This window comes from Enorma massiliensis phI, from assembly GCF_000311845.1.
GTDB classification, from domain to species: Bacteria; Actinomycetota; Coriobacteriia; order Coriobacteriales; family Coriobacteriaceae; genus Enorma; species Enorma massiliensis.
The window spans coordinates 631957-658504 of record NZ_HE978574.1 but is presented as its reverse complement, the minus strand read 5'-3'; the positions used below and the strand labels follow the sequence as shown (position 1 = coordinate 658504).

General features: G+C 63.2%; 22 protein-coding genes. 9 read left to right on the top strand and 13 right to left on the bottom strand.

Going from position 1 to position 26548, the window contains the following annotated elements:
* Positions 1-37: 37 nt before the first annotated feature.
* Positions 38-589 carry a uracil-DNA glycosylase family protein gene (locus HGEM_RS02690; RefSeq protein ID WP_019127863.1) on the bottom strand — a complete coding sequence of 184 codons (552 nt, stop codon included), beginning with the start codon at positions 587-589 and terminating at the stop codon, positions 38-40.
* Between the two features lie 114 nt (positions 590-703).
* Here HGEM_RS02690 and HGEM_RS02685 point away from each other — a divergent pair, with 114 nt between their 5' ends.
* On the top strand, positions 704-1240 hold the full coding sequence (locus tag HGEM_RS02685; protein ID WP_019127862.1) for a cysteine hydrolase family protein: 537 nt from the start codon (positions 704-706) through the stop codon (positions 1238-1240).
* 342 nt (positions 1241-1582) lie between these two features.
* Here HGEM_RS02685 and feoB read toward each other — a convergent pair whose 3' ends face one another.
* The 7 genes from feoB to HGEM_RS02650 all read right to left on the bottom strand — a co-directional run bounded on the left by feoB (position 1583) and on the right by HGEM_RS02650 (position 12130).
* Positions 1583-3877 (bottom strand): ferrous iron transport protein B, encoded by a 2295-nt coding sequence (gene feoB / locus HGEM_RS02680; protein WP_019127861.1) that lies wholly within the window; start codon positions 3875-3877, stop codon positions 1583-1585.
* Between the two features lie 892 nt (positions 3878-4769).
* On the bottom strand, positions 4770-5600 hold the full coding sequence (locus tag HGEM_RS02675) for a MurR/RpiR family transcriptional regulator (RefSeq protein WP_019127860.1): 831 nt from the start codon (positions 5598-5600) through the stop codon (positions 4770-4772).
* 7 nt (positions 5601-5607) lie between these two features.
* Positions 5608-6399, bottom strand: a complete 792-nt coding sequence (locus HGEM_RS02670) for a PHP-associated domain-containing protein (RefSeq protein ID WP_019127859.1) — start codon at positions 6397-6399, stop codon at positions 5608-5610.
* A 146-nt stretch (positions 6400-6545) separates the two neighbouring features.
* The gene (locus HGEM_RS02665; RefSeq protein WP_019127858.1) at positions 6546-7385 is read right to left on the bottom strand and encodes an energy-coupling factor transporter transmembrane component T family protein; all 840 of its coding nucleotides are present in this window, start codon (positions 7383-7385) and stop codon (positions 6546-6548) included.
* Positions 7386-7445: 60 nt separating this feature from the next.
* Positions 7446-9236 carry an ABC transporter ATP-binding protein gene (locus HGEM_RS02660; RefSeq protein ID WP_019127857.1) on the bottom strand — a complete coding sequence of 597 codons (1791 nt, stop codon included), beginning with the start codon at positions 9234-9236 and terminating at the stop codon, positions 7446-7448.
* A gap of 18 nt (positions 9237-9254) precedes the next feature.
* Complete coding sequence (locus tag HGEM_RS02655; RefSeq protein ID WP_019127856.1) at positions 9255-10091, bottom strand: DUF8171 family membrane protein; 837 nt, start codon at positions 10089-10091, stop codon at positions 9255-9257.
* A gap of 686 nt (positions 10092-10777) precedes the next feature.
* On the bottom strand, positions 10778-12130 hold the full coding sequence (locus HGEM_RS02650; protein WP_019127855.1) for an FtsX-like permease family protein: 1353 nt from the start codon (positions 12128-12130) through the stop codon (positions 10778-10780).
* Positions 12131-12518: 388 nt separating this feature from the next.
* Between HGEM_RS02650 and HGEM_RS02645 the strand changes: the two genes are divergently transcribed.
* The 5 genes from HGEM_RS02645 (at position 12519) to HGEM_RS02625 (ending at position 18943) form a co-directional block, all read left to right on the top strand.
* Positions 12519-13136 carry an HAD family hydrolase gene (locus HGEM_RS02645; protein WP_019127854.1) on the top strand — a complete coding sequence of 206 codons (618 nt, stop codon included), beginning with the start codon at positions 12519-12521 and terminating at the stop codon, positions 13134-13136.
* 681 nt (positions 13137-13817) lie between these two features.
* Positions 13818-15257, top strand: a complete 1440-nt coding sequence (gene asnS, locus HGEM_RS02640) for an asparagine--tRNA ligase (RefSeq protein ID WP_019127853.1) — start codon at positions 13818-13820, stop codon at positions 15255-15257.
* Between the two features lie 203 nt (positions 15258-15460).
* The gene (locus HGEM_RS09650) at positions 15461-16726 is read left to right on the top strand and encodes a hypothetical protein (protein WP_051008429.1); all 1266 of its coding nucleotides are present in this window, start codon (positions 15461-15463) and stop codon (positions 16724-16726) included.
* Positions 16727-16858: 132 nt separating this feature from the next.
* The gene (locus tag HGEM_RS02630) at positions 16859-17863 is read left to right on the top strand and encodes an ABC transporter substrate-binding protein (RefSeq protein WP_019127852.1); all 1005 of its coding nucleotides are present in this window, start codon (positions 16859-16861) and stop codon (positions 17861-17863) included.
* A gap of 57 nt (positions 17864-17920) precedes the next feature.
* Positions 17921-18943, top strand: coding sequence for an ABC transporter substrate-binding protein (locus HGEM_RS02625; protein ID WP_019127851.1), 1023 nt, complete (start codon positions 17921-17923; stop codon positions 18941-18943).
* Positions 18944-19199: 256 nt separating this feature from the next.
* Here HGEM_RS02625 and HGEM_RS02620 read toward each other — a convergent pair whose 3' ends face one another.
* A complete protein-coding gene (locus HGEM_RS02620; RefSeq protein WP_019127850.1) occupies positions 19200-19535 on the bottom strand; it encodes a hypothetical protein in 336 nt (111 codons plus the stop codon).
* A 478-nt stretch (positions 19536-20013) separates the two neighbouring features.
* On the opposite strand from HGEM_RS02620, the gene HGEM_RS02615 reads away from it, so the two are divergent.
* The 3 genes from HGEM_RS02615 (at position 20014) to HGEM_RS02605 (ending at position 22772) form a co-directional block, all read left to right on the top strand.
* The gene (locus tag HGEM_RS02615) at positions 20014-20967 is read left to right on the top strand and encodes an ABC transporter permease (RefSeq protein ID WP_019127849.1); all 954 of its coding nucleotides are present in this window, start codon (positions 20014-20016) and stop codon (positions 20965-20967) included.
* 3 nt (positions 20968-20970) lie between these two features.
* Complete coding sequence (locus HGEM_RS02610) at positions 20971-21765, top strand: ABC transporter ATP-binding protein (RefSeq protein ID WP_019127848.1); 795 nt, start codon at positions 20971-20973, stop codon at positions 21763-21765.
* Positions 21766-22058: 293 nt separating this feature from the next.
* Positions 22059-22772 (top strand): DNA alkylation repair protein, encoded by a 714-nt coding sequence (locus tag HGEM_RS02605; protein WP_019127847.1) that lies wholly within the window; start codon positions 22059-22061, stop codon positions 22770-22772.
* A 63-nt stretch (positions 22773-22835) separates the two neighbouring features.
* Here the strand turns inward: HGEM_RS02605 and HGEM_RS02600 are convergent, their stop codons facing one another.
* The 4 genes from HGEM_RS02600 to HGEM_RS02585 form a co-directional block, all read right to left on the bottom strand.
* Positions 22836-23141, bottom strand: a complete 306-nt coding sequence (locus HGEM_RS02600) for a TFIIB-type zinc ribbon-containing protein (protein ID WP_019127846.1) — start codon at positions 23139-23141, stop codon at positions 22836-22838.
* Between the two features lie 101 nt (positions 23142-23242).
* Positions 23243-23926, bottom strand: coding sequence for a hypothetical protein (locus HGEM_RS02595; protein ID WP_019127845.1), 684 nt, complete (start codon positions 23924-23926; stop codon positions 23243-23245).
* Positions 23927-24432: 506 nt separating this feature from the next.
* Complete coding sequence (locus HGEM_RS02590) at positions 24433-25791, bottom strand: M18 family aminopeptidase (protein WP_019127844.1); 1359 nt, start codon at positions 25789-25791, stop codon at positions 24433-24435.
* A 260-nt stretch (positions 25792-26051) separates the two neighbouring features.
* The gene (locus HGEM_RS02585) at positions 26052-26468 is read right to left on the bottom strand and encodes a peptide deformylase (RefSeq protein ID WP_019127843.1); all 417 of its coding nucleotides are present in this window, start codon (positions 26466-26468) and stop codon (positions 26052-26054) included.
* Between the last annotated feature and the right edge of the window lie 80 nt (positions 26469-26548).

Here is a 26548-nt window from a genome sequence, read left to right as displayed (position 1 = left end):
TACCCTCGTCGGCGGGCAACGGTTAGCCGCCGATTCGTCAGCGGGCAAGCTCGCCGAACGCTTGGGACCACCGCTCCACCAAGCGCTCGAGACTCCACGACGCGTTCGCCGGGCTGGTCGAAGGCAGCACCACCGCCGGAATGCCGGTCCGATCTTGCAGGTACCGACGATATAACCGCCCTGCCGTGCCGCCGTTGCAAAACACCGCCCCGATGTGCGCCGAACCCACGATGCGCTCGATGCGCGCGGGCACCACATTTTTAATGCTTGCGTCGGAAGAGCCCTTGATATCGCAGCTCTCGATGACATCCCAGAGCGCGATGCCGTGCCCAAGCAGCAACTCGCGCTTTGCCTCGATGGAAGCGGCGAGCGAAGCGGGGATGCCGCCCGGGAGGGCATCACCCTCGTTCGGTGGAACGGGTGCGCCCACGCAAGCCGCGATCACGCGCCAGAAACGGTTTTGCGGGTTACCGTAATAGAACGCGTTCTCGCGCGAAAGCACCGAGGGAAACGAGCCCAGCACCAGCACGCGCGAGCGCTCATCGAAGATCGGATCGAATCCATGCGTGATGTGCTGGTACTCCCCCATCGCCTAGCTCCTCTCACCACATAACCGGCAGGTTACGGCGCATCGGTAGCTCGCCGCGCGCCCCTCCTCTTCTGCTACCATGACGCAAACACCATCCCCATGCAAGGAGGCTCCATGGCTCGCAGATATCTCATCGTCATCGATATGCAGAACGACTTCGTGACCGGCGCGCTCGGCACCACCGAGGCACAGGGGATCGCCCCCGCGGTCGTCGAAGCTGCGCGCGCGTTCGATGGCGAGGTACTCTTCACGCTCGACACCCACGGCGAAGATTACCCCGAGACGCAGGAAGGCAAAAACCTCCCCGTCCCCCATTGCATCAAGGGCTCCGAGGGCTGGCAGCTCATCCCCGAACTCGCCGACGTCCAGCGCGAGCGCGATGCCCGCGTGTTTGAGAAGCCGACCTTTGGCTCCACGGAACTCGTCCACTACCTGACGCACGCCAACGCAGCCGAGCCGATTGAGTCCATCGAGCTTATCGGCGTGTGCACCGATATCTGCGTGGTTTCGAACGCGTTGCTCATCAAGGCGGCCCTTCCCGAGGTACCCGTAAGTGTAGACGCGCGCCTCTGCGCCGGCGTCACGCCCGAGGCGCACGAAGCCGCGCTTGCGACCATGCGCAGCTGCCAGGTTCAGGTGGCCGGCGCGTAGCACCGCGTCCCGCTGCCGCACTTTTTGCGTGAAACGCGTTTTTTGTGGCAGTTATTTCAACTATGAACGATGAGGCGCGGGCTTTGCCGTGCCTCATCGGGGCCACGGGGACGGCCAGCCAATAAAATCCTGCGATTTTGACACACGCATAGGCATCGCGGGGGCATCGACAGCTGCCGATGCCCCCGCGAATCGTTCATAGTTGAAATAACTGCCAGAAATACAGGCTTTCGGAAGAAAAACTACGTGACCGCTCCCAAAATCGCCAATCAGCCGCTACGCTAAGCCCAGCGCCAAGCCAATCAGCCGCACGGCCAAGGCCACCAGCCACGCCACGCCGCACTACATGAGGACCACGGCGCACATCATGCGCGTGCCAAGCTCGTTTCGCACTGCGGATACCGCTGCCACGCAGGGCGTGTACAGCAGGACGAATGTCAGGAACACATAGGCCGTCAGCGGCGTGAAGAGCGTAGCGAGGCCCGCGACCGATCCGCCCATGAGCACGGTAAGCGTCGCCGCGACGTTCTCCTTGGCCCCAAAACCCGCAACGATGGCAGCAGCCGCAATCCAGCTCCCAAAGCCAAGCGGCGCGAACAGCGGCGCGATGAACGTGCCCAGCCCCGCAAGCATGCTCTGGGACTGGTCTGCCACCACATCGAAGCGAAGGTCGAACGTTTGCAGGAACCAGATGATCACGCTCGCCGCGAAGATGATGGTGAACGCCTTGGTCACAAAGCCCTTGGCTTTATCCCACGCCAGGCGGATCGTCGTCTTGGCCGAGGGCAGACGGTAGTTGGGAAGCTCCATCACAAACGGAACGGGGTCGCCCTTGAACGCCGTCCCCTTGAGCACGAGCGCCACAAGCACGCCCACGACCATGCCCATGATATAGAGCGAGACCATAACGAGCGGAGCATGGTCGGGGAAGAACGCCGCCGAGAACAGGGCGTACACCGGCAGCTTGGCTGAGCAGCTCATGAACGGCGTGAGCATGACCGTCATCTTGCGGTCGTGCTCAGAAGGGAGGGTGCGCGTGGCCATGATGGCGGGCACGCTGCAGCCGAAACCGATGAGCATGGGCACGAAGCTCCGCCCGGAAAGGCCCAGCTTGCGCAGGATCTTATCCATCACGAAGGCGACGCGCGCCATGTAGCCCGAGTCCTCCAGGATGGATAGCAGCAGAAACAGGACCACGATGATGGGCAGGAACGAGAGCACGCTGCCCACGCCGGCGAAGATGCCGTCGATCACGAGCGAGTGCACGACCGGGTTGAGCCCGAACGACGTGAGCGCTTGATCAACCACGCCGGTGAATGCCTCGATGCCGAGTTCGAGCAGATCGGAGAGGCGCTGCCCCACCGCGTCGAAGGTGATCCAAAACACGAGCACCATGATGAGGATGAACACGGGTATGGCCGTGTACTTGCCGGTAAGGATACGGTCGGCGGCAACAGAGCGCAGGTGCTCGCGGCTCTCATGGGGCTTTACCACGCTCTGGTCGCACACCCCCTCGATGAACGAGAAGCGCATGTCGGCGAGGGCAGCCATGCGGTCGGTGCCGGCTTCCTCCTCCATCTGGCAGATGATGTGCTCTACGGCGTCGAGCTCGTTCTGTTCGAGCGCGAGGGCCTGCGTAACCAGCCGGTCTCCCTCAATCAGCTTGGTCGCGGCGAAGCGTACGGGTATGCGCGCCGCTTGGGCGTGGTCGTCGATCAGGTGGCAGATGCCGTGGATGCAGCGGTGGAGCGCACCGCCGTCCGGACCGTCCGCCGCGCAGAAGTCGAGCCGGCCAGGGTGCTCGCGATACCGCGCCACGTGCAGCGCGTGCTCGGCGAGCTCGCCCGTGCCCTCGTTCTTCGCCGCCGAGATGGGCACCACCGGTATGCCGAGCGCTGCCTCGAGCGCGTTCACGTCCACCGTGCCGCCGTTCTCGGTAAGCTCGTCCATCATGTTGAGGGCGAGCACCATGGGCCGATCAAGCTCCATAAGCTGCAAGGTAAGGTAGAGGTTCCGTTCGATGTTCGTGGCGTCCACGATATCGATGATCGCGTCCGGCTGCTCTTCCAAGATGAACTGGCGGCTCACGACCTCCTCGCTCGTGTAGGGCGAAAGCGAGTAGATGCCCGGCAGATCGGTGATGGTGGCGTTTGCGTGCCCCTTGATCTGGCCGTCCTTGCGGTCCACCGTCACGCCTGGGAAGTTGCCCACATGTTGGTTGGAGCCGGTGAGCTGGTTGAAAAGCGTCGTTTTGCCGCAGTTCTGGTTACCGGCGAGGGCAAAGCGCAGGGGCGCGGTCTCGGGAAGGGGCGCCGCCCCCTCGCGGCGCGGGCGCGCGGGCTCCTCGCCGAACGCCGGGTGAGCCGCCGTGCTCGCCTGCGGGTTCTTGCGCGGACAGTCATGGGCGTCGTGCACGTTCGCGAGCGAGATGCGCGCGGCGTCGGCTCGGCGCAGCGTGAGCTCGTAGCCGCGCAGGCGAATTTCGAGCGGGTCGCCCATGGGGGCGTACTTCATCATGGTCACTTCAGTGCCGGGGGTGAGCCCCATATCGAAGATGTGCTGCCGCAGGACGGCATCGCCGGAATCGACCGATTCGATGATGGCGTCCTTGCCGATTTCTAGCTCATCGAGCTTCATGCAATATCTCCTCTGCATGAATCTGTCCAAAGATTTCTACGGTGAATTGTAATCGCAATACATCGACCTAGCGCAATATCGTTAATTATTTATATGTGAACATATGTGCAGATAGTATTGTATTATCACTGTTTGCCCCTCATGCGGCCGTTGGATGTCGCTACGCGCCATAGTCCTCTCGTCACTTCATGGCAAGGCATTTCCAGAGCCCCTTTCGAAGGTCTCCGCATTACAGCAGGCCACAGCGACCTCAAATCGATTTGAGCAGAGGGAACTTTCTCCAAATCAAAAATCATCGCTGAGGTTCTCAACTACGCTGGGAATATGAATTGGAATGAGCACCCCCTTGTGTTCGCATACTACCCAAGTACACGGGAATGCCAATTACTTCGACAGTTCAGGATGGCGGCAGCGACACATTGCCCGCCGGAATCTCGCGCTACCGACATCCGAGACAAATGGGCTGACCAGCGGCAGGCATTCATATCTGCCGTATGCCGCCCAATCCTGTCGCAGCGAATGGACATGCCCAGAATTAAGACACAACGCAACGAACCGGCTGTAATCGCATGCGGACATGCGCCCCTCGCTGAGACCCCACGGCGCAACGTTCACCACGCGAAACGGCACGAGTTGAACGGCCGAACAGGCGCCATTTGCCCGACCTTTCAACTTTTGGGCACCCCATGGGGATCAAGCGAAGATGACGGAAAAGTGCCAGCGTCCCTACCTGCGCGTTCCCCGCACACCGCGCCGCGTCTACTCCGACGCTCCCCGTTTACGTGCCCAAAAGTTGAAAACGCTTCTCAGCGAGGAGGGAACCAGGCGCGAAATCCAGCTCGAAGCCCCTTAGAAGCTCTTGGGGGCGACGCATCGCCACCTCAGCGCTCCCCTAGCGCGCGAGCAGATGACCATACGCCCGCTTAAGCTCTTTAATCCGATCGAGGGTTTCGAGCGCCGGCCCGTCTAGCTGCGCCGCAATGCCCACCACAAGCGCGTCGACCAACGCCACCGCGCTCGCCATCGAATGATACGCACGCGGCTCCCCGCGGTAGGTATAGAGCTCGATCGTCGCCCTCGGTCCCGCGCTGCGCACATAGCGGTCGGTGAAGAGCACCGTCGTGCAGCCAACCTTCTCGCCATGGTCCAAAAGCGCCTGGCCCTCGGGCGACACGCGCTGGAAGCCGAAGGTCACGAGCACGTCGCTCTGCCCCGCGTGCACAAGGCCCTCCATGAGCTCCGTTCCGCCCGCAGGCAGCAGCTCCACGAGCATCCCGTAGCGGTTGAGGCGAAAGCGCAGCAGCTCGGCCACGCAGGCCGAGGCGCCCTTACCGTGCAAGAAGATGCGCCGGGCCGCCACGAGCGCGTGCACCGCCTTGGCAAACGATTCCTCATCGAGCCCTTCGAGGGTGCGATCGATGTTCGAGCGCTGCTGGCGCAGGAACGCCTGCGCGTCGCCCGCGCCCTCATCGATACTCGCTGACATTTTATCCGCGGGCCCCAGCGAACGCGCCGCGACAGCATTCTTCAGCGTCTTGAAATCGCCGAACCCCGCATGGCGCGCGAACCGCGACACCGTGGCCTCGGAGATGCCGAGGCTCGCCGCCACGTCTTGAATCGACTGCAGAAGGAACTCGCGCGGCTTCTCGACAATATGGTTGATGATGAGCTCCTCGGCGGGCGTGTAGGCCACGCCCGTGGAAAAAAGCGACGGATCGGTCATGGCTCCCCTACTCTGCCCCCGCTATGAGCGTCCGCACGTAATCGCCGCCCAAGCGGTCAATCTCCTTGAGCGCACGCTTGAGCATGCCCGCCGTCTTGACCTTGAACGCAAGGTCGGACGCGTAGGAAATGCGGTAATTCCCCGAAAGCACCTGCGCACGCAGGCCGGCTACGGTCGTTACGCGCTCGCCCATGACGGTGACGGCGCATCCATACTGAAATGCCTGGTGCGTGTCGCTCCCCGAGACCACGGGCACGCCGAGCTCTTGCGCGAAGGCGTAGGTCTTCGCAATCGTTCCCTCGAAGTCCTGCGCGAGGTCCTTGCCGTTCAGATCGACAAACTGGAACGCCGCGAGCGCCTCGCGCGGCTGCTCGGGAATGCGACCGGGCGCCCGGAACGGATGCGCCGCGCCAAAGAAGAGCCCCCGCCGACGAACCTCTTCCGCAAGTTCCGCGAGCGGAAGAAAGGACCCCTTGGCCTTATGGGGCTCGAGCGCCCTATTGAAATCGAGGATCTCTTCCATCGTGCCGAGCACGAGCGTATGGCCGCTCTCTGCAACATCCACCTCCATGCCCGGAAAGACCAGAAGGCCGTTCACGTTGAAGGCGTCGCCCTCCCGGGGGAAGCGCGCCGCGATGTCGGCATACACCTGGTCGAATCCGAGCGTGTTGAAATGCTCGGTGAGGCATATGGCATCGAGTCCGGCCGAGGCCGCCTCGCCAAAGAGCCAATCGGTGTACGCCGGCGAGAATGCCAGGTATTTAGCTAATTTTCCATGTGTGTGAAAATCGATGTTCATTGATTTCCCCTCTATTGATTACCGTTGGAGCGGCCGGCGCGCCCGCCCGCTCTGGTATGCCGCGCACCAACCTGAGCACACCCGCGAGAGCAGGCGCGACGCGCGCCCACAGCAGCACGCCCGACCGGTGCTGGCCCAACGCGCGCCTACAGAAGCACGCCCGCGAGAACGGGCAGCGCGAAGCAAAGCGCGGCCCAAACAATCGAGACGGCAGCGAAGATAAGGTCATTCCGGCCGATGGCAAGCGAAGAGAGCTTGATCTTGAGCACGTCCATATTGGACGATGCGTACCGGTACCCCTTGAGCTCGAGCGCTTCCACCGTGGTGCGCGAGCGCTTCGCCATGTTGAGCATGAGCGGGTAGAACGACTGCACGATGGTCTTCACCTGGTAAACCAGCCAGCGCAGCTTGCCCATGAGCGTATCGTGCGCCGGCGCCTGGCCGCGAAGGCGGAAAGAGAGCAGGATGTTCTGCAGCTCCTCGAACATGATGGGGAGAATCCGGTAGGCAAACGAGATGGAAAACGAGAGGCGCTCCGGGCAGCCAAACCAGAGAAGCCCATTCGAGAGGCGATCGGGATCGAGACCCGAAAACACGGTAATCGACGCAAGCGAGCAGGTGGTCACCTTGAGGGTGAGCACGAGCAAGGGAACGAGCGTCTCGACGCTGCCGCCGAAGAAAAGCGCCACGATGAGCAGATAGCCCGTCTGCGAGAACACACCCAGCGCAAATACGAAGAGCACGAGCGGCGCGACGCGAGCGAGCCTTGTGGTGACAGCGCAGAAGAGGAAGAGCCCCAGCAGCACGGTCACGTCGGAGAGGAACCACGGCACGAGGCCGAAGAAGAGATACCACACGATGAGCACGCGCGGGTCGAGCTTGGCGATGGGCGTGTCATCGTTGCCGTACGCGTTCCTGAGCACCTGGTTGCGCAGGAAATCGATGGACACCTTATCCATGACGTTCTCTGAGAGTTTTTCGAGCATCGAGCCCGCATCTCCTTTCCATGTCACATGGGGGGCAGCCCCTTGTTTGACACTCCAGATTTACTCGCTGATGGCAGCAAGCGCCAGCTCACGGTAGCCGTCGAAGCACATGAGGAAGTCTTCGATATCGAAGCAGGTTGCCCGCGCATCGAGCGCGGCGCCCATGGCATAGATCTCGGGCGGGCAGATGCCCGACGCCTCGACCACGGCTTCGTTGTGGAAAATCTCCTCCGGCGTGCCGTCGCCGATAACCTCGCCTTGATTGAGCACGATCACCCGGTCGGCGAACTGGCACACAAGCTGCATGTCGTGCGTCGCGATGACCACGGTGTCCGTAACGCCGCGCAGGTCGGCGATGGTACGCACAATTTCGCGCCGCGTGGCGATGTCGAGGTTTGCCGTGGGCTCATCGAGCAGGAGGATCGGCGGATTGAGCGCGATGCCAATGGCGAGCGATGCCCGGCGCATCTGGCCGCCCGACATGAGGCGCCCATCACGATCGGCGAGGTCGCCCAACCGGAAACGGTCGATGAGCTCCTGGGCGCGCTCCTGCCAGCCCTCCACCCCGCGTGCGCGCATGGCAAACTCCACATCGGCGCGCACGGTGTCCTTGATGAACATCTGCTCGGGATTCTGATAGACGAGCGAGATCGCACCGGAGATGTCTTCCGGGCTCATCGCGCGCGTGGCCACGCCGCCGAGGCGCACCTCGCCGGATGCGGGCTTGATGAGGCCGCACATGAGCTTCATGAGCGTGGTCTTGCCCGCTCCGTTGGAGCCCACGAGCGCGACCTTCTCCCCCGGCTGTATAGCGAGGTCGAGGCCGTCGAATACCGTGTGTGGCGCGCCCTTGACGCTTCGGTACTGCACGTGCACGTCGCGGAAGGCCACGGCGAGCTCTGCGCCGGGCGCCTCCGAGGGGCGGGCGGGCTCTGCGCCGGGCGCGTCCGAGGGGCGGGCAAGCCGCCCGGCCATCGCATCGCCGCGGGAGGAGTGCGCCTGCGGTGTGAACCCAAGCCCTGCAAACGCACGCACGCCCTCGTCTACGGTCGTGGGCAGCTCGATGCAGCGATCCATGATGCCCGCGCTCTTGAGCTCGCGCGCGGCCGAGGCTATCTGCGGCGGATAGATATCGCTCGCCGCGAGATCATCTAGCTGACGCAGCGCCTTGCGTGCCGGGAGCTTCCACGATACCGCGCCGTTCACCATAAGCACCGCATGCTTGCAGTAGTCGGCAATGAAGTCGGTATGATGTTCGATCACGATGATCGTCTTGCCGTGATGCTCGTTGAGGTCGCGCAACACCTCATAGGTCTGGCGCGCATGATACGGGTCCAGCTGGGCGATGGGCTCGTCCAAGATGATGACCTCGGGCTCCAGCGCGAGCGCTCCGGCAAGCGCGAGCAGGTGCTTCTGCCCGCCCGAAAGCGCCCACACATAGTCCTGTGCCTTATCGGCAAGGCCGCAAAGCTCAAGCGCGGCCATCCCGCGCTCCAGGTAATCGGGCTGAGCGTAGTTGAGGCTCGCGAACGATGCCTCGTCGAGCACCGTCGGGCGCACCAGCTGGTTCTCGAAATCCTGATATACATAGCCCACGTGCTGGGCCAACTCGCCGATAGGTGTATCGCGCGCCTCAAGGCCGGAAACCACGAGCGAGCCGGTCATATCGCCCGCGATGAACTGGGGAATGAGCCCGTTCATCGCTTTGCAAAGGGTTGATTTGCCGCAGCCGTTGGCACCCATGATGGCAAGGAAGTCACCCTCCTCCACCTCGAGGTCAAGGTGGCGGAGGGTGGCATCATGGGCACCGGGATACGTGAACGTGAGGTCCTTGATGGAGATAATCGACATATCCTGGTCCCTTGGGGGCTACGCGCGGCTCAGGGTCGCGTTGCGGTGCAGGCAGAACGCGGCGACGATCGCAATTACCGCGGCAACGCCGAGCCCGGTGAAGATGGCACCGGTGCTCTCGGCCCACTCGGCCTCCCACTCGATGAGGGAGAATCCCGCTTTCGAGAGGCAGGCGGCGAGCACGGCCACCACGAAGCACGCCACGGCGCCCAGAACGAGCTTGACAGAGGGGACCTCGGGCGCGTCCTCGGCCGTACGCGGCTTCATGCCCAGGAGCGGCTCGATCTTTCCATAGAGGCGCGGGACCAGGAAGAGCGTGGGGAGCAGGCAGAACAGGATACCGCTGAAGAGCAGGTCGTTCAGGAAGGCGAAGCCCTCGGTGAAGAAGACCGACTCGGGAAGGCCCGGTACAGCCTCGAATTCCTCGACTGCGAAGATCACCTTCAGGATGTCCACGCCGGCGCTCATGGCAAGCTGGAGCGCCGTCGCGCCGATGGCGGCAGCGGCCACGGCCTTCAGGTTGCGGGGATCTCGAACCAGGGTGCCTGCGATGTAGATGGCGATGGTGACGGTCAGGAACTTCTCAAGCTCGCCGATGCCTCCGAACTGGCCGAGCATGATCTCGCTGAAAACGAGCTCGCCCGTTGCGGCGCCCAGCGCCACCGAAAGCGGGTCGAAGAGCATGGCTAGGGTGAGCGGGATGAACAGGAAGAACTCGACCGAGAACTCAACAATGCCTACCTGGACGGAAGGGATGAGCTCGGAAACGAGCGTGGCGAGGCCGTAAAGCGACATGCTGAGGACGAAGACCATCAGCTTGTGCGCCTGGGCGCCCTTAGAAGCCGTAGTTGTCATGGGATTCCTCTCTCTTTCTGCGCCGGCGAAAGCGCATTGGTTCGAGGGACGTGGCGGCGTGTTCGGCGTGCCGCGCGCGGCATTGCGAGCGATAGCCCCGCATGACGCCGCAGACAGCTGCCCACGCGGGGGCCACGGTCCCTGCCGATGTGCTCGGCAGGAAGCATCATACGCAGCTGAACTGCGGAAATGGGTTAGCCGTGCGTAAGGTGAAAATAAAGTTTCGCTGGCTGGTTTGATGAAAATTCTGCATGCACCCGCAGGTGCGGCAGGGTGCTTTCTCGCACGTCTCATGAAAATGCGAGCGATTTCGCACTTTACATAGCGCTGATATTGAGCGCCTGGCCCGAGTTGCTGGGCGGGAACCAAGCGCCGACTGGGCTTCCGAGCGGGTTTTGGACATCGCAAGGGCCGCCCGGCGAGATCCGGACACCGCTCGCGTTGCCGGGCGAGATCCTGCCGCAGCCCCCGTTCTTGGGCGACTTTCGGACACCGCCGGCGTTCTCGGGCGACATTCAAACGCTACGAGGCTCTCAGATGGCGAAATCCCGCCCGAGAAACTGAGAAATATCCGAACGTCGCCCGATGCCGGTGCCGTCAGCAAATGGTGAGACAGATGTACCCGGCACAATTGTCTCCGAGACAGATGTACCCGGCACAACTGTCTCCCCGCACCTACATCTCGCCTAGAGCAGCAGGCGCTCACACGCGCGGCAAGTAATGAGATAATACGCACCCATAATCGCAACCGTGAAGCCAAGCACGCCCGCCACCACCAACGCAAACGACGCGCTTCCCAGCACCAGCGCAAGAAAGGCCACGAGCACAAGGCCGAACACGTCGTGAATGAGGGCTCCCGCAAGAGGCGCCGCAAAGCACAGGCGCACCTGCGCGCGCAGCGATGCCCGAGCCATGGCGCGCTCGCACCCCAGTTCGCGCAAGGTTTCGAATGCCTGCCGCGCGTCGGCCGCCCCCGAAAGCTGCTGCAGCGCGAGAATCGCCGCTGCCGTAACCAAAAACGCCGCCCCGTAGAAGATGCCCACGAATCCGATGGGCGCAAGCGAGCTTGCATTCTCGATGAGCGCACCAGGGCCGCGCATTCCCACGCTGAACGCAAAGCCCGCGCAGGTCATGCACACCGCCGCGGCAATAAGCACGCACACGCACGAAAGCGCGGCGGCGGTGCTCGACACCCTCGCCTCGACCTGCCGCACCGTGAATGCGCGAAGGCCCGTCCAATATACCTCGACGTGGCGCCGCGCCCGCGCTCCCCAACGCCATGCAGCCGATCGCATCACCAAGTACGTCGCCCCGAAAGCAGCAAACCCCATGGGAATGATGAACATGACGAAATACATGGGCTGGAACACGCAAGCTCCCCATACGATAGCGAGAAGCGGAAGGGCCGCGATGAACTGGATGCGCGCCGCGCGCTTCGTGCCAAATGCCAGGTGCTCGGGCGCCCGCTCGGCGCACATGAGGTCAACGAGCGGCCGACGCAGCACGTCTCGCGCGCACGCAGCGGCACCGAGCGCGGTGATGGCCACGAAGCAGCCCGCTGTCCAGGTTGCGGCACCGGGCGAAAAGCTCGCCTGGAATCGCCATGGCGCATCGAACACGAAAGCGGCGATGGCGCTGAACACGGGCGAGAGCAGGCCGCCAAGGATTATCCCCGCCGCCAGCGAGGCAGCGCCCACCACGAGACCCTCGAGCGAAAGAACCGCCGCGACCCCATGGCGCGGCATACCGACAAGCGCATAAAGCCCGAACTCCCGCTTGCGCCGGCGCACGATAAACCGGTTGGCGTAGGCGACCAGAAAGATGAAGATGACGACCACAAAGACCGAAAAACCCTCGAGCACCGTACCCGACTTCGCATAGATGGCGCGCTGGTCTGGGGTGAGGTCGAACGCGAGCAGGTAATCGCCCGAAGCGATGAAGCTATAGAGCAGACAAGCGGCGAGCGCGAGCGTTGCGAAATAAACGGAATAGTCGCGCAGGCTGCGCCGCACGTTGCCCAAGGCAAGCTTGACGTACATGAGACTCCTCGCAGGAGATTTGCGGGTAATTCCATGGCTCATTGTCGACCGGTCGCGCCATCGGCGCCATCGATTTGACTTACGCCCGCCTTACGTTTTTGCAACGTAGCACCTCGTTCAGCCGCGGTGTCCGCAACGTGCGAAAACCCTGCCGCGCCACCCGCGGAAGCCGCGCGAGCACACGATATGCGGCGCTCGACATAAGAAACCCCTGCCCGCGGCGCTCAGCGCAACCAGCGTTCGCCTATGATAGAACCAGCTCGACAGGCTGCGCACGACCGACAGGCCGCACGAGCCTAGCAAGCCGAACACGGCCGACGGGCTTGACCTGTTCAGTGGATTGAGCTTGCTCGGTAGGGTTGCACCAATTCTCGGGAGAGGAAGTTCCATGACGTCTTCCATTCGCAATGTCATCTTCGACATGGGCGGCGTGCTCATGACATTCGATAGCAAGCGCTTCGCAACCATCTTTACCAGCACCGAAGAAGACGCCGAGCTGCTCGACCGCGCGCTCTTCGACCGCAATGAATGGGCGCTCCTCGATGCTGGGGTCATCAGCCACGAAACCATGCGGCGCATCGCAGAGGCTACGCTTCCCGAGCGGCTCCTCCCCAACCTGCATGAATGCATCGCCCACTGGCCCGAGCACTCCGAGCCCATCGCACCCACCAACAGCTTCGCTGCACAGCTCAAGGAGCGAGGCTTTGGCCTGTACCTGCTCTCCAACGCAAGCACGCGCATCGACGAGCAGCTGGGCCACTGTCCCGCCTATCCACTCATGGACGGGCGCGTGGTTTCGGCAGAAGAGCATCTCATGAAACCGGATCCGGCCATCTACCAGCTGCTCTGCGAGCGCTATGGCCTCGATCCCGCAACATGCATCTTCGTGGACGACAATCTCAACAACTGCCATGGAGCAGAGGTGGCCGGCATGCAGTCGTTCCATTTCATCACGGATGATGCCGAAGCGAGCGTCGCCCAGTTGGAGCGGATTCTTGACCTCTAGGTTTACAGTAGAACCGAACGACCGACGATCACCAATACCATCCTGGCGGAGCTGATTGCCTCCAGCGCTCACCATTGTTGCAAACCGCGTCATCGTTTATGGCATGTCAATATGCTCGACGCTATACATGCGGTCCTCAGTACAAGGAATCCAGCGGCGAGCCTCATCTACGAGCCACGAAAAAGCTCGCGAATTCAGCCATCCACACGATTCTGAATCAAAACTCTTGCCAAAGGATCGAATTTTAAGACATGGCCCGAGTACAACCGATGAAAGCTTTCGAACTATCGCAGGTAGACGCATCGGCGCTTCGCTAGCTACTTTGCCCAGGCCCCAAAATTCGATCCTTTGGCAAGAGTTTTGATCTGCGCCGGGCCATGAGAGTGCCAAACGCGCCCCTTAAGGGAAAACTTTGCGCCTGAAAGCCCGCTGACGCGACTCCACACGCCACGACGCGCCCTTCCGAACGACGGAGGGCGCGCCTTCGCGCGGCGCAGGGTAGACGATTTCCGCGCGGCATGCCGGCGATGTATAACGCGACGATACAAGGAGCATGCCGTTGGCACAGCGCCCACGGCGCGGGGCGTCGGCAACGCTCGCACTGCGCGGCGTGGCGCAGGGCACGCGATGTCGGGTATCATGTGGCCGTATACGAAACACGCCCAAGAATCGAGGATTACTGTGGACCGCACTAAAATCGTCCAGCTCTATACGCACGCCGAGGAGCTTGGTGGCCAGACCGTCACCGTCGCGGGTTGGATCAAATCCGTCCGCGACATGAAGAACTTTGGCTTCGTGACCGTGAACGATGGCAGCTGCTTCCGCGACCTGCAGATCGTCATGAACCGCGAGACGCTGGCCAACTACGACGACATCGCGCACCAAAACGTCTCGGCAGCCATCACCGCCACGGGTACGCTCAAGCTCACGCCTGACGCGCCCCAGCCCTTCGAACTCACCGCCGAGACGATTGAGGTCGTAGGTGCCTCCGCGCCGGACTACCCGCTGCAGAAGAAGCGCGCCACGGTGGAGTTCCTCCGCACCCAGCAACACCTGCGCCCGCGCACGAACCTCTTCCGCGCCGTGTTCCGCGTGCGCAGCGTCGCGGCAGCGGCCATCCACCGCTTCTTCCAGGAGCGCGGGTTCGTGTACGTGAACACGCCCATCATCACGACCTCGGACTGCGAGGGCGCGGGCGAGATGTTCCGTGTGACCACGTTCGACCCGGCGAACGCCCCCCGCGTGACCGGAGAGCAGGCAGCGGCCTCGGGCGGCGCGCTCGCCGAGGGCGACATCGACTGGAGCCAGGATTTCTTCGGCAAGCCGGCATCGCTCACCGTATCCGGCCAGCTCAACGCCGAGAACTTCGCCATGGCCTTCGGCGACGTCTACACCTTCGGCCCCACGTTCCGCGCAGAGAACTCAAACACCACGCGCCATGCAGCGGAGTTCTGGATGATTGAGCCCGAGATTGCCTTCGCCGACCTGGCAGACGACATGAACCTCGCCGAGGACATGCTCAAGTACGTCATTCGCGATGTCATGACCACATGCCCCGACGAGCTGGGCATGCTCAACAAATTCGTTGACAAGGGCCTCATCGAGCGCCTCGAACACGTGGCGAGCTCCGACTTCGCCCGCGTGACCTACACCGAGGCGATTGAGATCCTGGAGCAGGCGGTCGCCGCCGGGCAGCACTTCGACTATCCCGTGAGCTGGGGCATCGACCTACAGACCGAGCACGAGCGCTTCCTTACCGAGCAGCACTTCAAGCGCCCGACCTTCGTGACCGATTATCCTGCCGAGATCAAGGCCTTTTACATGCGCCTGAACGACGACGGCAAGACTGTGGCCGCCGCGGACTGCCTGGTGCCCGGTATCGGCGAGATCATCGGTGGAAGCCAGCGCGAGGAGCGCCTGGACGTATTGGAGCGCCGCATCGAAGAGCTCGGCATGGACAAGGAGCAGTACAAGTACTACCTTGACCTGCGCCGCTACGGAACGTGCCCGCACGCGGGCTTTGGCCTGGGCTTCGAGCGCCTGGTGATGTACCTCACCGGCGTGGGTAACATCCGCGACGTGATTCCGCACCCGCGCACGGTGGGCAACGCGGAGTTCTAACTCATCGCGCCGAGCTTTGGCCAGCCAAACGTGTAGATACGGTGCGTGATTAGGATTCCGTTCGGCTGGCAGCCCATGTTGAAAATTCGCGCGCCCGTTCGCCGAGCTTAAGCGACCGTCCAGAACCGCGGGCGGTCGCTTTTTCGTACGCGCTCGTATGCTCGCAGCATCAATCAACGGTCCCCCACCGCTGCGAGGTGCCCATGAACAAAAGCCATCATCTAGAACACGATATCTTCGTTAACACCCCCATTGAGACCCTGCGAGATAGGCTGTACGCCGCGCGCTGCGTCGCCTCGGAGCCCTTTGAGCGCGGCGGCTCGGGATCCGCCGAGCATGAAGGCGACCGAGAGACCGCCGCGCTGAGCGCCAGCCCAGACGCCGCCTTTTGCCACGTCGACCGAGAACCTGCCGACTACCAAGATGATTGGGAGCTTCCCGCATTACCCGATGAGGAGGCGCCCGCATACGGCAAGTTCGACCGAACGCGGGCGTACGATACACGTACGCTGCGCATCCTTGCGATTCTGGAAGAGCACACCGATGAAGAGCACGCGCTCAGCGCGCCGCGCATCAAAACCATGCTCGACGCACAGGACCACCCCGGCACTCGGCCGCCACGCGTCACCACCAGCTCGATACGCTACTCAATCCAGATGCTCCGCTCCTTTGGGTTGAACATCGCGGGCAACAACCATCGCGGCTATGCCCTGCTTTCGCACCCCATCCCCACCGAAGATGCCGAGCTCACCCTCAGCACCATATGGAACAGCGCAGCGCTCACCTCGATCGAACGCCGGAGGCTTGTAAAGAATCTGCTCCCTCTCGTCGCGCCCACGGTTCGGCATCGCTTTGAGAAAAGCATGGAGCAGCCTTCCGGGAATGCAGCGCTTCCCGCTCGCGTAACCATGCGCTTTCAGCTTGCCACGGCGCGGCAGATCATCGAGCGCGCCATACAGCTTAGCGCGCCCGTCACGTTTGTGCTCGCCGCAGCGCATGGGGAAGCGGGGGCGTCGAGCCATCGGTTTTGCCTCTTCCCCGAAGCGCTTGTTGAATCAAACGGCTCCGTCTTCGTGCGGGGACGCCTCGCCCAAGCGGCACGCTCGAACAGCACCGATCCCGCAGGCATTGTCGATAGCGGGCGCACCTTCCGGCTCGACCGCCTCCAGGCGCTCTCGATGCGCGACGGAGATGATGTCATGTACGTCGCGCCTGCGCCGCAGGCAGCGCCACCGGTACCGCAGGCCATCTCGCCTGCGCCGCAGGCAGCGCCACCGGTACCGCAGGCCATCTCGCCTGCGCCGCAGGTAGCCTCGCCCACACCCGCGCTGCAGGCCATCGCGCCCGCGCCGCAGGCCGTCCTGTCGGCATCGCAGTTCGCCCCATCCGCACCGCAGGCCGCCGCGCCCGCGCCGCAGGCCATCGCGCCTGCACCGGAAGCCCCCACCGTCCACGATTCCAATCGTTAACAATCTATAACAAGACCTCCACATGTGCCTGTATCCAGCGCTTCTCGCTATGATGAAAAAACCCGCGCTACCGTGGGTTTTTTATCATCCGATGCCAGGGGGAACTGCCTTCGGCTGATTTTTGGAGGAACAATGGAACGGACTACCGTCTCGCGCCGCGGCTTCATCGCCTCGCTCGCCGCTGCTGGCTCGCTCTCACTTGCCGCCTGCGCCAACGACACCTCTGGCGGAGGCTCGGCCGGCAGCGCTAGCAGCTCGGACACCTACAGGATCGGCGTCCTGCAGCTCACGCAGCATGCTGCGCTCGATGCTTCGAACGAGGGATTCATCGCCGCTCTTGACGATGCCGGCATCTCCTACGAGGCGGACCAGCAGAACGCCAACAACGAGCAGTCGACCTGCACCACCATCGCCTCAACCTTCGCGAACGACGGCGTCGACCTCATCCTGGCCATCGGCACGCCCGCAGCCCAGGCCTGCCTGAACGCCACGACCGAGATCCCCATCGTGGGCACCGCCATCACCGACTTCGCAGAGTCCGGGCTCGTGGAGTCGAACGACGCCCCGGGCGGCAACCTCACCGGCTCCTCCGATATGACGCCCGTCGCCGACCAGATCTCCCTGCTCACCCAGCTCGTGCCGGATGCGGCGCAGGTGGGCCTGCTCTACTGCACCGCCGAGAGCAACTCCGAGATCCAGATCCAGATGGCAGAAGAGGCCCTGGACGATGCGGGCCTGGGCCACGAGCGCTACTCGTTCTCCTCCACCAACGAGCTCCAGACCGTCGTGGAGACCATGGTCGGCCAGGTTGACGCCGTGTACGCCCCCACCGACAACACCGTGGCGGCCGCCATGGCGCAGGTTGCCTCGACCGCCGACGCCGCGGGCATTCCCACCATCGTGGGCTGCGACACCATGGTCGAAGACGGCGGCACCGCCTCGTACAGCATCAACTACCGCGACCTCGGTTACCGCGCGGGCGAGATGGCCGTGCAGATCCTCACCGAGGGCGCAGACCCGGCAACCATGCCGATCGAGTATCTGGAGGCCGAGGACTGCACGCTCATCGCCAACCAGGCCTCGGCCGATGCCTGCGGCGTCGACCTCTCCGTGCTCGACGCCCCCGAAATCGTCTAACGCGCCTCGCAGCCCTGGCAGTGAACCCTGCTGCCTCCGATGTAAAGGAGAAGAACCATGAAGTCCGCAATTTCTCGTCGCACCTTCGCAAAGGGCCTCGCAGGCACCGCCGCTGCGCTCGGCGGCCTCGGCATCGCCGGCTGCAGCGATAACGCCGCCTCCGGATCTGCCGCAAGCAGCGGAACCACCTACCGCATCGGCGTCCTGCAGCTCACGCAGCACTCCGCCCTCGACGCGGCGAACGAGGGCTTCATCCGTGCCCTCGACGAATCGGGCATCTCCTACGAGGCGGACCAGCAGAACGCCAACAACGAGCAGTCCGCCTGCACCACCATCGCGTCCACGTTCGTGAACGACGGCGTGGACCTCATCCTCGCCATCGCGACCCCTGCCGCGCAGGCCTGCCTGAACGCCACGACCGAGATTCCCATCGTGGGCACTGCCATCACCGACTTCGCAGAGTCCGGGCTCGTGGAGTCGAACGACGCTCCGGGCGGCAACCTCACCGGAACTTCGGATATGAACCCGGTCGCCGACCAGATCGCCCTGCTCACCCAGCTCGTGCCGGACGCCGCGCAGGTGGGCCTGCTCTACTGCACCGCCGAGAGCAACTCCGAGATCCAGATTCAGATGGCCGAGGAGGAGCTCGATGGGCTCGGAATCGGCCACGAGCGCTACTCGTTCTCCTCCACCAACGAGCTCCAGACCGTCGTGGAGACCATGGTCGGCCAGGTTGACGCCGTGTACGCCCCCACCGACAACACCGTGGCGGCCGCCATGTCGCAGGTATCCGCCACCACGAACGAGGCGGGCATCCCCACCATTTGCGGCGAGGTGGGCATGGTCCAGAACGGCGGCCTTGCATCCGTTTCGATCAACTACGAAGAGCTTGGTTATCGCGCGGGCGAGATGGCCGTGCAGATTCTCACCGAGGACGCAGACCCGGCGACCATGCCGGTGGAAACCATGGGCGCCGATGAGTGCGACCTGGTTTACAACCAGCAGACCGCCGACGAGATCGGCGTGGACGTCTCGAGCCTGGCCAGCGACGGCGGCACAGACGTGAGCGCTGAGACGTAAGGCGCCTCGAAATCAGAATCGTCTAGCCCCACGGCTGGGCAGCAAGCGTAGCGCTACGTACAATGCGGGCTCCGTTCAAAAGGACGGAGCCCGTTTTCGTTCATGCGAAATGGAGTTGGCAGACAACGCCGCCCGCCCTCTGAGTCGAGATGGGCGAAATGGGACGAGCAAGACAAGATTGCCCATGCGCCGCTCAGGCAAAAGAGCTGGCCGAGCAACGCCGCCTTTATCCCGCTGAAATGAAGCAGCGCACGGACTAAACGGTGCCCACGAGCCGCCTCCATGTCTCCGCGTGCTTCTTACCAACCTCCGTCGCGCGATACCTGTTGCCGCCTTGGGCGCCATTCGGCAAGAACTGCGGCTGCGACTCCACGAACCCCTGTTCACGCAGGCGGTGCACCGCACGGTCGAGCGACCGCGAGCAGCACCCCAACCAGCTTGCCATCTCCTTTTTATTGAATATCACGCCGCCCGCTTGGTTGGTCTCCCGCACGATGTACTCAAGCACGCGCTCATGCACGAAGGCATGCCGTTTGTTGATGTTCACGCTAATGCCGTCGAGCGGGCTCAAAGCCTCCTCGTTGCGTTCCATACACCTCTCCTTTTCATGCTGCCCCGCCGCTTGCACGTGCGGGCACAACCGTTTACCTTTTGAAATGCCTGCCGTCGGAACGATTGCGCGGGCGTCCATCGGGAGCGTCGCGCGAAAGCCCGCCTGCCTGTTTCCAGCGACCGGCGGCACGGTGCCGCCCATCGCCCCCAGTCTCCCGCGTATCCGTTCCCCCTGGAGGCCCCGCCGCGTCTCTCCAGCTTCCTTTATGCGAAAACCTCCGGCTGGCAGCTTCTGCCGACCACCGTTCCCCGAAACGGCCCCCGAGCGGCACATGCCGCCGATCACGTGGTCCGCACCCCTTGGCCGCTTGATTACCACTCCATTACAGACGCGCCGGTCCGTGGCGTTCGCAGCGGGGCGTGATACACTTTTGGCGTTATTTATGCAGGATTTCTTGCATCGGCCCCGGCGGGTTTGCTCGCCGGGGTTCGTTGCCTTACGGAAGAGAGGGGCTGCTATGGGACTCGCCATGCTTGGTGCCGTCTCGCAAGGCATTCTCTGGGGCGTCATGGTGCTCGGCGTCTTTATCACCTATAAGCTACTCGACATCGCCGACCTCACCGTCGACGGCAGCTTCGCCCTGGGCGGCAGCGTATGCGCGGTGCTCGTGGTGAGCGGCGTGGACCCGGTGCTTGCCATCTTCGCCGCCATGCTCGCCGGCATGATCGCCGGAGCGGTGACGGGATTCCTCCACACGGTCTTCGAGATTCCCGCCATCCTCGCCGGCATCCTCACCCAGATCGCGCTGTGGTCGGTGAACCTGCGCATCATGGGCAAGTCCAACACGCCGCTTCTCCGCGTGGACACGCTGTTCTCGAGCGTCACCGACGCCACCGGCCTCCCGCAAAACGTTGCCTCCATCATCGTGGGGCTCATCTTCGCCATCTTGATCATCGTGGCGCTCTACTGGTTCTTTGGCACCGAAATCGGCTCTGCCTGCCGCGCAACCGGCAACAACGAGGCAATGGTGCGCGCACTCGGCGTCGACACGAAGGTCACCAAGATGATCGCGCTCACCCTTTCGAACGGCCTCGTGGGACTCTCCGGTGGCCTCATCTGCGAGAGCCAGGGCTACGCCGATATCGGCATGGGCACCGGCGCCATCGTGATCGGCCTCGCCGCGATCGTGATCGGCGAGGTGCTCGGTCGCCTCACTCCCGGCAAGCTCCGCTCCTTCGGCAGCCGCCTTACCGCCGCCGTCGTGGGCTCCGTGGTGTACTTCCTCATCCGCGCGATCGTGCTGCAGCTCGGCATGGACGCGAACGACATGAAGCTCATCTCGGCCGTTATCGTCGCGCTCGCGCTTTGCATCCCCGTGGTGTGGGAGAAGTACCAGCTGCGCCGCGCCTACGCGCGCTCCGCGAAAGCAGCGCCCGCGACCCCTGCCGCCAACTCCGAAGGGGGGCGATAGCGCATGCTGACGCTCAACGGTGTGTGCAAGACCTTCAACGCTGGGACCATCAACGAGAAGCGCGCCCTTATGAACGTTGACCTTCACCTCGAAGCAGGCGATTTTGTGACCGTCATCGGCGGCAACGGCGCCGGCAAGTCGACGCTCATGAACATGATCGCGGGCGTATACCCCATCGACGCGGGAACGATCACGCTCGACGGCCAGAACATCTCGCGGCTCTCTGAACCCGCGCGCGCGAAGTACCTCGGCCGCGTGTTTCAGGATCCCATGATGGGAACCGCTGCCGACATGCAGATCATCGAGAACCTTGCCATGGCAAAGCGACGCGGCAAGACGCGCACCCTTGCCTGGGGCGTCACGCGCTCCGAGAAAGACGAGTACGCCGAGCGCCTGCGCGAGCTGGGGCTCGGGCTCGAAAAGCGCCTGACCGCCAAAGTGGGCTTGCTCTCGGGCGGGCAGCGCCAAGCGCTCACGCTGCTCATGGCAACACTTACCGACCCCAAGCTGCTGCTGCTCGACGAGCATACGGCGGCGCTCGATCCCAAGACGGCAGCCAAGGTGCTCGACCTCACCGAGAAGATCGTTGGCGAGCACCATCTCACCACGCTCATGGTGACGCACAACATGAACGATGCCATCCGCTTGGGCAACCGCCTCATCATGATGCACGAGGGGCGCATCATCTACGATGTCTCCGGCGCCGAAAAGGCAGCGCTCACCGTGGCCGACCTGCTCCAAAAGTTCGAGGAGGTCTCGGGCGGCGAGCTTGCTAACGACCGCATGCTGCTGAACTAGGCGCGCGTGCGGCATGTTCTGCTGGCTTATTCGAGGCTCGAATCAATTCGAGCCTCGAGTCGGAAGGTTTTTCGCAAACCTCAGAGTAGACCCGGGCTTGCGCGTAAAAAACCGCAGGAAAACTCTGCCTAAAAGGCTTGTTTACTCAGCGAATCTCCAAAAACCTTCCGACTCGAGGCGTGAACTTTTTCTTAGACTCCCGTAGCGTACGAAATACGCCCGGCAATCCTATACTGACCGTATCGGCATCCGACGTCCCACCACCTTCGCCACCTGCTTCACGAGGAGGCACCATGAGCATGCGGAACGAACTTGCTGTCATTGCGGATCCTGCATATCGAGAGTTTCAGGCCAAGCTGGTGCCGACCGTTGCCCCCGAGCGCATCCTGGGCGTACGCATACCGGAGCTGCGGCGTTTTGCCCGCACGCTCTGGAAGGACCGGCCTGCGGAGGCGCAGGCTTTTCTAAATGAACCCCTCCCCCATGAAACCTATGACGAGATGAACCTTCACGGCCTGCTCATCGGCATGGCAGCGCAGACGCCGAGCGAAGCCATCGATCTGCTTGACCGGTTCTTACCGCACGTCGATAACTGGGCCACCAGCGACCTCATACGCGTGCCCGAGTTCAAGCGCGATCTGCCCGCGACCCTCGTACAGCTGCGAGCTTGGATGCAGGCCACAGGTTCGCATACGGAATACGTCGTGAGATTCGGCGTGACGCAGCTCATGGAGCTCTTCCTGGGCGACGATTTTGCGCCCGAACAGCTCACGTGGGTCGCCGCAATCGAGCGGCCCGAATACTACATCAATATGGCGCGCGCCTGGTACTTCTCGTACGCCCTCATCAAGCAGCCCGCGGCCACGCTCCCCCTCTTCGAACAAAGAAGCGCCCAAGGCGAGCCGATGCTCGATCCTTGGACGCATAATAAATCGCTGCAGAAGGCGCGCGAGTCGCGTCGCATGAGCCCTGAGCAGAAAGCCTATCTGCAATCGCTCAAGGTGTAGCGCCGGGCCCGCGGCGCGCACGGAACGCGAGGGGCACCCTCGCCATCACGCTCGGCACAAGACCTATTCGCCGCCGAAAATCTCCATGATGTCGCCCAGAGCAGAAAGCGGGCTCTGCTTCTTCTTGCTCTTTTTGTCGTAGCGGGCATCGTAGCGATCTTCGTGCCGGTCGTCACGCCGCTCTTCGCGACGATACTCCTGCCGCTCGCTCTCGCGATACCCGTCGCGCGCGTCGCGGGCGCGATCGATAATCTTATCGAGCTCGCCCCTATCGAGCCAAATGCCGCGGCACTCGGGGCAATAATCGATCTCTACGCCGTTCTTCTCGCTCATGAGCAGGGTCACATCTTTGCAAACGGGGCATTTCATCGGGCGTTCCTCCATGGGTCGCTCGGCACACGTGGCCGCATGAACACATGGCAGGTTTATACCCATAAGCCCCGATGCTGAACGTTCGGATGCGCAGGCAATTAGAACCAATCGATATCGTGGCGCAGGTACACGGCGATCTGGCCGCTGTCGTCGAGGTCGGCGACCATGGTCACCGTCCAGTTGCCGGCATCGAACACCGCTCCGCCGTCGTCGGTCACGATAACGAGGTCGTTGGGGTCGATGCCGTACGATTCGAGAATCCGCAGCGCGTTCGACCATTTCTCGTTGATGATTCCCGTGAGGTCGGCAGCGGTAACGCGGTTGCCATCCGCATCGTACACGCCGGGCTCGTCTTCCTCGCCCTCTATCGAGCCAGACGAGGAGTCGCCGTTAGAGCCGCTTTGGGCCCCAGAGCCGATAGACCCAAAGACGCCGTCCCCGTCCTGTGATTCCGGCTCGTCCTCAAGAGAGGCGGCATCCGATTCGCCTGCGCTCTCCTGAGCTTGTTCGAGCGCAGCGATCGCGCCCCCTTGCTCATCAATCTTTGAGAACAAGACGACCCCCATAGCGATGGTCGCCGCGGCGAGCACAACGACAACGCCCGCGAGCACCCCCATGAGCACGCGCATGCGGCGGCAGCTTCGCTCGAGCTGCGCCACGCGGTCCTCGCCCGACGGTCCCGAGCCGGGCTGCGCCGCCCCAGCATGGCCGGCATCGGCCGGTGCAGGCGCGGGCGCCGACATATCGATTCGCTTCGTCCAATCGACCTTGGTGTCGTCCATGTGCCCCTCCCTCAACACGCCCTTCGCAGCGATTCCAATGCAAAGCCGCCTAGCAGGGCATTTCGAGAATACCCCGCAAGGCGGACTTATAGACAGGAGGTTCTATTCGTGCAGAAGTGATGGCGGTCTATGAGCGAGCAGCCGCATTCGCACAGGGCGCCGATGGGCCTGCAGGCGGGCGGACCCATGGATGATGGACCCATCCGCGGGACCCCGGTGAGCTTGCAGGCAAGCGGCTCCATCCGCAGAGAAACCATAGAAGGCCCTCGCAGGTAAGACGCTACGGAAACGCTGATTTTGCCTTCGGGGCGATCGCGATTTAAGCTTTTGGGCACTTGGGGGCGGAAGGTCCGGGTAGCCACGCCGTGGCAGGGAGGACGCCGGCCTCCTGAGCTGCGCCTTTCCCTTCCCCTCGCTTTCCTCTACCCGCCCGCCGCGTCGGGAAGTGCCCAAAAGTTGAAACCTTGACGGGACAGACGGCTCCGGTGCCCATCAATCAACGTTTCCTAGCAGAATCGGACCGACTCAGCCCCCTCGATCGCCATGCTCGCCTCAAAGAAAGCTTGAAGCGCCCGCGCGGCAAGGCGCACGTCGCGCGTGCCCGCCGTCTCGTACGAGGAGTGCATGGCAAGCTGCGGGCAGCCCACGTCGACGGCGTGCATGCTGGCCTGGATGTTCGAAAGGTTGCCGAGCGTCGACCCGCCGGCCATATCGCTACGGTTGGCGAAGGTCTGGCACGGCACGCCCGCGCGTTCGCATAGGGCCAGAAACGCGGCGCGGCTGAAGGCATCGGTGCAGTAATGCTGGTTCGCCGCCTCCTTGACCACGATGCCACCGTTCAGGCGGCAGCGATTGGCCGCGTCGTACTTCTCGGGCCTGTTGGGATGCACGGCGTGAGCGTTATCGCAGCTCACAAGCATCGACTTCGCAAGCGCACGTCGATAGTCCTCGGGCGTGAGGCCGAGCGCCTCGGTCAGGCGTCCAAGCACATCGGGCAGGAAGGTCGACATCGCACCCTGCTTGGTGTTGGAGCCCACTTCCTCGTTATCGAAGCAGCAGAAAACCGTGACGCAGCCGGGATTTTCGGCAGCGAGAAATGCCAAGAGCGAGGTATAGGCGCACATAAGGTCGTCGAGCTTAGGCGATGAGACGAACTCGTGCGCAGCGCCCCACACCCGTGCGGGCTCCCGGTTCACAAGGAAGAGGTCGCGGGCGAGCACCTGCTCCGGCTCAACGCCCGCCTCGGCGGCAACGAGCTCGTCGAAGCTTCCCGCGCCGAGCTCTCCGGCAGACACGAGCGGGCAGAGGTCGGTCGCGCGGTTGGGCGAGAAACCGTCGTTCATGCCGCGGTCGAGATGTATGGCGAGGCTTGGTATGAGCGCGATGTCGCGGTCGGGCGCGATGAGGCGGCTTTCCACGCGCTCGCCCTCTGCGGTTGCCGTGCGCACGAGCACACGGCCCGCCACGGAGAGCGGACGGTCGAACCAGGTGTAGTCGATCATGCCGCCGTATGCCTCGACGTTGAGTCGCAGGGAGCCCTCGGGGCCCTCAAGCTCGGGCGTGGCCTTCACCTTGAATGTCGGGGAATCGCCGTGGGCGGCGGTGAGCTGGAAGTGAAAGCGGTCAGGGTCGGCCGCGGCGGCCTCGCCCACTTTGAACGCGATGATGCTCGAGCCGTTGCGCTCCGCGTAGTAGCGCCCTCCCGGCTCGAGCCTCCCCCGCCACGAATCGCCTTCGGACAAGCGCGCGAAGCCCTGTGCCTCGAGGCGCGCGGAGACCGTCGCCGCCGTATGGAACATGCTCGGGCACTGCTCGATAAACGAGATGAGACCCTCGGCCGCTTGAACGTCCTCTTCTGCAACCATGTCTATTCCTCCACTGCTTACACGTAGCAGACGCGGCACACCTACCGTAAGCCACGCGCTCAACGAGCAACGCGCCTGGTGATGCCGCAGGCGCCCGCCCTGGAATCGGCGGGCCCGGCTACGCCGCCAGCCAGGCTACGCCGCCGGCTGCCGTTCCGGAATCTCCCAATACACTGCAACAGCGAGGGCATCCCATGATGCCGCAGGCGCCCGCTCCGAAGCCGGCCAGCGCGCTGCGGCACGTTGTGCGCTCGAAGTTGCTACACCAGCTTGCCCGCGCAGTGATCGATCGCGTGCTGAACAATCTCGGCCGTCCAGCCCGAGAGGCGCTTGGTGCGGCTCACCAGATTGCCGTTCGCCACCACCTGGTAGCCCACGGTGATCATCTGGAAGCGCTTCACCTCGCTAACCTCTTCAAGCGAAAGGCAGCTCTCCTGAGCCTGATACGGCTGGGCAGCGATCTTGATCTTGGGGTTGAGCATCACGAACGTGCGGCCGTTGTCTTCGTAGGCAATGATGGCCTTGGTCGAACCGATCTGGTTCGCCGCAAGGCACACGCAGTCGTCAAGCGCCTCGATCGTGTCTCGAAGATCCTGCACGACCTCAGCGTCATCGGCGGTCGCAGGCTCTGCGGGCTTGCTCAGGAAGTCGCGGTCCTTCACGATCTCTTTAATCATCTCGGTCCTTTCATAATCATGCGCCGCCCATGCAGCGCAAACATGCGCACCAACCATAACACAGCACATCGAGCCCCGAT